The 6,663-nt window shown below is 54.6% G+C and carries 6 protein-coding genes and 1 tRNA gene; 3 read left to right on the top strand and 4 right to left on the bottom strand.

The features are described from left to right. The 3 genes from H8Q75_RS05050 to H8Q75_RS05040 form a co-directional block, all read right to left on the bottom strand. On the bottom strand, window positions 1–491 hold a 491-nt coding region (locus tag H8Q75_RS05050; protein ID WP_297040848.1), incomplete at its 3' end, for a TlyA family RNA methyltransferase. Then, window positions 488–2,077, bottom strand: coding sequence for an ABC transporter substrate-binding protein (locus H8Q75_RS05045; protein WP_297040847.1), 1,590 nt, complete (start codon window positions 2,075–2,077; stop codon window positions 488–490). The genes H8Q75_RS05050 and H8Q75_RS05045, both read right to left, overlap by 4 nt. Before the next feature lie 38 nt (window positions 2,078–2,115). Further along, window positions 2,116–2,188, bottom strand: a tRNA-His gene (locus H8Q75_RS05040). 46 nt (window positions 2,189–2,234) lie between these two features. On the opposite strand from H8Q75_RS05040, the gene H8Q75_RS05035 reads away from it, so the two are divergent. The 3 genes from H8Q75_RS05035 to H8Q75_RS05025 all read left to right on the top strand — a co-directional run bounded on the left by H8Q75_RS05035 (window position 2,235) and on the right by H8Q75_RS05025 (window position 6,195). After that, the gene (locus H8Q75_RS05035; RefSeq protein ID WP_024124315.1) at window positions 2,235–2,618 is read left to right on the top strand and encodes a DUF4359 domain-containing protein; all 384 of its coding nucleotides are present in this window, start codon (window positions 2,235–2,237) and stop codon (window positions 2,616–2,618) included. Window positions 2,619–3,020: 402 nt separating this feature from the next. Continuing rightward, on the top strand, window positions 3,021–5,603 hold the full coding sequence (locus H8Q75_RS05030) for an AAA-like domain-containing protein (protein ID WP_024124316.1): 2,583 nt from the start codon (window positions 3,021–3,023) through the stop codon (window positions 5,601–5,603). A gap of 145 nt (window positions 5,604–5,748) precedes the next feature. Continuing rightward, window positions 5,749–6,195, top strand: coding sequence for an ATP-binding protein (locus H8Q75_RS05025; protein WP_041429015.1), 447 nt, complete (start codon window positions 5,749–5,751; stop codon window positions 6,193–6,195). Here H8Q75_RS05025 and H8Q75_RS05020 read toward each other — a convergent pair. Further along, window positions 6,192–6,663, bottom strand: a 472-nt coding sequence (locus tag H8Q75_RS05020; protein ID WP_297040845.1) for an aminotransferase class IV, incomplete at its 5' end; no start/stop codon positions are given. The two genes, H8Q75_RS05025 and H8Q75_RS05020, sit on opposite strands and share 4 nt — an antisense overlap.

Below are 6,663 nucleotides of genomic sequence, written 5' to 3'. Positions count from 1 at the left end.
GTTAAGGAAATAAAAGAGACATCCACCACCCCCAGATCGGGTCGGGGTCCATCGTCGGTGTACAGATCAGCGGGGGTTAGATAACGCAGGTTAGTGCGTTCCCTGAGAATAAGGCGCCGGTCCTGGCGCAGTTTCCAATCCACTTGGCCATAGCCCACATCAATGCCATAGACCAATTGGGCTCCCGCTTGCAGCAGACAATCCGTAAAGCCGCCTGTGGAAATACCGCCATCCAAACACACGCGATCGCGCACCACCACCGGAAAGACCCCCAGGGCATGGGCAAGCTTTTCACCCCCCCGCGAAACATAGGCGGGTTTTGCTTTCACCTGAATTGTGGCATCCACAGCCACCAGCGTCCCCGGCTTATCAATGGGAATATGGTTGACTTGAACTTCGCCAGCACGAATCCAGCGTTGTGCCTGTTGGCGGCTCTCACATAGATGCCGCTCCACAAGAAGACTATCCAAGCGTTGCTTTCGGGGAGTCATTGATTCTTCCGCAGGGGGGCAAAGGCAAAGAGCTGGTTGACATCAAGGGCTAACCCCCGCAACTGGGGTTGGGCAAAGAGGGTGGTTTGACTCTGCCACAGGGGCAAAAAGGCCACGGCCTCAGCATTGAGTTCCTGAAGCTGACGCAAGAGGGCGCCGCGGCGTTGGGGATTGGCCTCACGGCGACTGGCAACAATGAGAGCATTGGCCTCAGGACTGTAGAAAAACGACCCCCACGCAGCACTGGCACCCCTTTCACAGCCGGTGGCTACGGAACCGCGATCGCAACTCAGGAAGGGTTCAAGGTAGTTATCGGCATCGTAGAAATCACCGTACCAGTCGAGCAAGACCAAGGGATAGGCTCCACTTTCTAAATTGCGGTAGATCGTGGCGGAATCGGCACTGTCTAGTTGCACCTGAACGCGATCGCCCAAATCCCGCTCTAGGGAGGCTTTCAGAACCGTTGCCGCCAAGACATTACTGGGAACATTGGCACGGTACCAAAGGTTCACCACCAAGGGCTGCTGCGGTGAAATAGTCGTGTTCTGCAACCAGTGCTCTATTTGGCTAGAATCGCCGTCTCCATAGCGATCGCGAAAGACGGGCTCACTCACAGGAAATAAACTCGGCACTAAGGAGTACAGGGGTTCTGCTTCCCCCAAAAAGACTCGTTCTACGAGGCGCTGACGATTGACACTCGCAGCCAAAACCTGCCGCGCCGCCAATTGATCCCAAGGGGGTTGGCGCACATTGATGCTCAGGACGGTCACAGCGTTGCCTGCCCCCGTAATTACCTGCCAGTGCTTCGTTGGCGCTTGCCTCTTGAGGGCGCGAATTTGATTCGGATCGAGAGCACCGATCACCACATCCACTGCCCCCGTGCGAAAGGCATTGTAGAGATTGGCACTACTGGAGAAAATTTGCACACGAATGCCAGCATTTTCGGGTTTGGTGCCCCAATAGTCAGCAAAGGGTTCAAGGCGCACCCCATCCGTCCTGTAGGCCGCTAGGCGGTAAGGGCCTGTGCCCACAAATTGGGTCGGCAAGAAGCGATTGCCCGCTGCGCCATAGGCCGTAGGAGAAACAGCACACAAACCACTAAAGGCCAACAAATGGGGAAGAGCCCCAAAGGGTTCCTTAAGGCGAATTTCCAGCAAGTCCTCGGCGATCGCCTTAATTTCTTTGACTCGTCCTGCGAGCAGGGAGGCGGGCTGGCCACCACTATTCATAAATCGCTGCAGGGAAAAGGCCATGGCCGCAGCATTAAAGGGCGTCCCATCGTGGAAGTAAACCCCCCGCCGGAGGGGAATGCGGTAGGTGAGGCCATCTTCGCTAACTTCGGGTAAGGCAGTGGCCAGTTGGGGAATGAGGTCTTTGCCTTTGTAGGTATAGAGGCGATCGCCCAAATTGAACAGAAGCAGGCCCGCCAAGTTTTCGTAGGCATCAGCGGGGTCAAGGGTGCGCAGGCGAGCCGTGGTGCCAATGACAAGACTTTGATCCCCTTGGCGCGACCCCTCACCGCCACAGGCAACCAGCAGCAGGCTCAGCAACAGTACAAGACATCCCCACAGTAGCCGTTGTGCCACAGACACACCCGCTCGGTACATTATCCACTAGAATAAAGGGCGAGCGATGGGACTCGAACCCACGAATGGTGGAACCACAATCCACTGCCTTAACCACTTGGCTACGCTCGCCATGCTTCCTAAGCTAGTTTTCTAGCATAGCATAGAGAATTCTCCCATGAAAGTGCCTCTCCTTTCCCAAATCAGGGCACGCCCTCTCTGGTGCAGCGGTGGTGCCTTCTTGCTGTTGGGGATTATTGCGGCCTGCCTCACCAATCCCACCCCTGCCGACTATCAACGCCATACCGCAACGGAAATCAATACCTTCCTTTTGACTCAGGTGTGCCCAGAGATCATCAATCGCAATAGCGGCATAGCTATGGTGGCTTTGGAAGTCTGTGACCAACTCGAATCCCGCCCAGCAGAAGAGATTGAACGTTACATCGCCTACAACACCCAAGCCTATAACCTTGGCGTTGCCACCCTCTTTGTAACTGAACTGCCCATTCAAACCATCTGGAGCCTCGGCCTTTTTGGTCAAATTATTCCGCTAAGGCTATAAAGGCTGCTTTCCCCTAGTGGCAGGTGTAAAATGCAAGAATCCAGCGCCCAAGGTACCGAGCTAGTTCTTTGAGAAATTTGAGGAAATACTGTCCCCAGGGCGATCGCTCAAGGGAGGCCTTTGAGTTTTCCCGGCCCATGCCATTGGGAGTGTGGGCTGTTTCCTACTGAGCCTCGTCGTCAGTCTATTCATGATCCTGCGGTAGCGGCATCGAGTCCTTTTATCTCCTCTTTTGCAATGTCTGGTTTTGCAATGTCTGGGAGTGCAAGGGTGGTTTTCCTATCTCCTGTGCGGCATGCGATCCTTAGCGCCAAATACCCCCTGGGGGCACTCTGATGGTGGAGCGGGGAAGGGCTGTGCCAAGATATATCAACAAGGAGACGCCGGTAAAAAACAATTATCATGATTGGGAAAACCCTTGGCGGGCGCTATAAACTCATTCGAGTCTTGGGAGCTGGGAATTTTGGCCAAACGTTTCTGGCAGAGGATGTTCATCGGCCTATTCGGGCCAAGTGTGTTGTTAAATACCTGCGCCCTGCCCGTAGGGATGCGGCCTTTCTCCCCTTGGCGCGATCGCTCTTTCAGCGCGAGGCACAAATTCTAGAGCGGCTGGGCACTCATGACCAAATCCCCCGCCTCCTTGCCTACTTTGAGGAGGACAACGAGTTTTACCTTGTCCAAGACTTCGTTGAGGGTCAAGTCCTACGGCAGGAATTGTTGCCGGGCTGTGCGTGGTCAGAGGCACGGGTGATTGAGCTGCTCCAAGATGCCCTCGGAGTTCTCAGCTTTGTGCATGAATGTGGTGTCATCCACCGTGATGTTAAACCCGATAACTTAATTCGTCGCCAGTTGGATCACCGCTTGGTCCTCATTGATTTTGGTGCTGTGAAGGAAATGGGGGTCTCCATTGGCGGCGGTACCTTAGTGGGAGATGCGAATCCGCAGACGATCGCCATTGGCACACCGGGGTATATGGCACCAGAGCAAGCCCAAGGACGGCCCCGCCCGGCCAGCGATCTCTATTCCTTGGGAATGGTGGCTGTACAGGCATTAACGGGGTTGAGTCCCCTGCAACTCACCCAAAACCCCTACGGCTGTTGGTGTTGGCAAGCCACTGAACCGGTGAGCGATCGCCTAGTGCAGTTTGTCAATAAGCTCATTCACCCTTCTCCCTATGAACGCTTTGCTACGGCTGCCGATGCCCTTGCCAGTCTGCAACAGGTAGAGGTGCCCAAATCTTTTTGGTTTCGCCTTGGCAAATTTCTCAGAACTCCCGTTCAAGACCTCTGGCGATCGCCAAAGGCAGGTGAGGCGCCACCCCGTCCACTACCCCCTGTTTCCACGCTACCCCCCAAAGCCACCGAACCCAAACCGCTGTCCTCACCACCGGCAGCCACCGCCGCCTTTCCCAACCAAGGTCGCCGTATTTTTATCAGTCACTCCAGTCACGGCACCGATTTGCAATTGGCAAGTGCGCTCCAAGAGGCCTTGCAAAAGGCGGGTCACCAACCCTTTATGGCTAGCCAAAGTATCCGTCTCGGGGAAGCATGGGCACAGCGGATTGATCAGGAGCTCAAACAGTGTGATTTTTTTGTTCTGTTGCTCTCGCAAACGGCAGCTCAAAGTGAAATGGTGCTCGAGGAAGTCCGCACCGTCAAACAGTTGCAAGCCCACCGGGGCGATCGCCGTCCCTTTATCTTGCCTGTGCGGGTCAATTTTCCGCTGGATATGCCCTTGAACTATGAGTTGCGGGGCTACCTGCATCGACTGCAACAGCGCTTCTGGCGATCGCCAGCGGATACCGACACCCTGCTGCAAGAAATTCTCGACTTGGTGAATGCGACCACGGCCCCTGTGGCCACCAGTAGCGATGCCCCCCAAGAAACCATTGCTGAACCAGATCAAAAGAATACATTCGTTGGTGATAGTGCCCCTGTTCCCGTGGCTGAGCCAGAACTGCCGGAAGGGCAAGTGGAAGTGGCCTCGGCGTTTTATATTGAGCGGCCTCCTATTGAGCAGCGTTGTCGGGAAACCCTCTTGCAACCCGGCTCCCTGATTCGCATCAAAGCTCCCCGCCAAATGGGCAAAACCTCACTCATGGCACGGCTGCTGTACCGCGCCACCCAAGAGGGCTATGGCACTGTTCCTCTCAGTTTCCAACTGGCGGATGCCCAAGTCTTCAGTGATTTGGAAAAACTACTGCGTTGGCTCTGTGCCAGTGTTGGACGGCGCCTAGGGCTAGAAAACCGCCTCAATGAGTATTGGGATGACATTTTTGGCAGTAAATATAACTGCACTGCCTATTTTGAGGAGTATCTCTTACCCAATTGCCAGAAACCGGGGACACAATTTGAGGGTCGCCCCCTTGTTCTCGGCCTAGACGAAGTGGATCGGGTGTTTGAATATCCGGAAGTGGCCAGTGATTTCTTTGGCCTGTTGCGGGCATGGCATGAGGAGGGCAAAAACCGCGATATTTGGCGCAATCTCCGTCTAATTGTGGTGCATGGCACCGAGGTTTACATTCCCCTGGATATTAACCAATCTCCCTTTAACGTTGGCTTAGCCATTGATCTGCCGGAATTCACCCAAGCACAAATTGCTGAGTTGTGCCGCCTTCACGGCCTGAGTCTCTCAGAAGAGCAGCTCCAAGACCTTCAGCACTTGGTGGGGGGGCATCCCTACCTGATTCGTCTGAGTCTTTATCATCTCGCCCGCCAAGACCTCACATGGCAGGAGCTAATGGCCAATGCAGCCTCAGAAACGGGGTTATATCGAGATCACCTGCGGCGACAGTGGTGGCATCTCCAGCAGCAAAAAGACCTGGTACCCGCCTTTAGGAAGATTCTGCAAGCAGACAACGGCAGTGTTGTTGATAGCACTATTGGCTTTAAGCTCCACAGTTTGGGACTGATTACCCTAGAGGGGAATTTGGCTAAGGTGCGCTGTGATCTTTACCGCCGCTATTTTGGCGATCGCCTGCATTAGGCCCCCCAAAGATTGGCCAGCCAGGCGGCGGTTGTGTGAGCAACAACTCCCTTGCTAAGCTAAAGGGAGAGGGGTTCGGTTATCCGCCAATGACTCTCATCTGTCTCGGATCTGTATCCCGCTGCCCAGTTAGCCTTCGCGGGTTATGCCGTCTATGACGTTAATGTACGTTGCGCCTCAGTGGCAGACCCTAGCATTTCCCTCGACACTTTTTCTCCAACCCATCCTCGAGATTCTCATCAGTGATCTTCCCCCCCAATACAAAGACGAAATTAGGCTCGGCCTCCAAGAAGCCCTCGTTAATGCGGCTCGCCACGGCAATCAACTCAACCCCGAGAAGTTAGTTCTGGTGCGTTATACCTTTGCGCCTGATCAGTGCTGGTGGGTGATTACGGATCAGGGGGATGGCTTCTCCCCCCCCAGTAATGTTTCTGAAACCGCTGATGAGTTGTTGCCAGCCGCCGACTGTGAATGTGGTCGGGGCTTATTTTTAATCTATGCGATCTTTGATGAGGTCTATTGGAATGCCCAGGGTACTGAACTGAGGCTGTGCAAGTATCTCACCCCAACCGATCAGAATCGCTTGAGCTAGAGCGGAATGACATCAATCCAATGGCGATACTGCGGCTCTCGGCCTTCAACGATCGCCTGTAATTGTTTTTGCAGTTGGAGTGTCAGGGGGCGATCGCTAGGCAGAGTGTAGGTCTCAATACGACTGACGGGCACAATTCGCGCAGCCGTGCCGGTTAAAAAGACCTCATCCGCAATCAACAGTTCCGTGCGATCCACGGGTCGCTCCATCACCTTGACCCCAGCTGCTTGCGCCAGTTCAATGACACTGCGGCGGGTGATGCCCTCAAGAATATCCTGATCCACGCTCGGCGTAATCAGTTGTCCATCCCGCACCAAGAAGAGATTCATCCCCGACGCTTCACAGACTTTTCCTTGAGCGTTGAGGAGAATCGCCTCATCAAAGCCCGAGGAAACCGCTTCTGTCTTGGCCAAGGCGGAGACAATGTAGGAGGTGGTGAGCTTGCCCCGGAGGGGAAAGGAGCGATCG

Origin of the sequence: Thermosynechococcus sp. OHK43, assembly GCF_014466085.1 — a bacterium.
In the GTDB taxonomy this organism is placed as follows: domain Bacteria; phylum Cyanobacteriota; class Cyanobacteriia; order Thermosynechococcales; family Thermosynechococcaceae; genus Thermosynechococcus.
The sequence above is the reverse complement of the archived record's forward strand: the minus strand, read 5'-3'. Positions and strand labels throughout refer to the sequence as shown.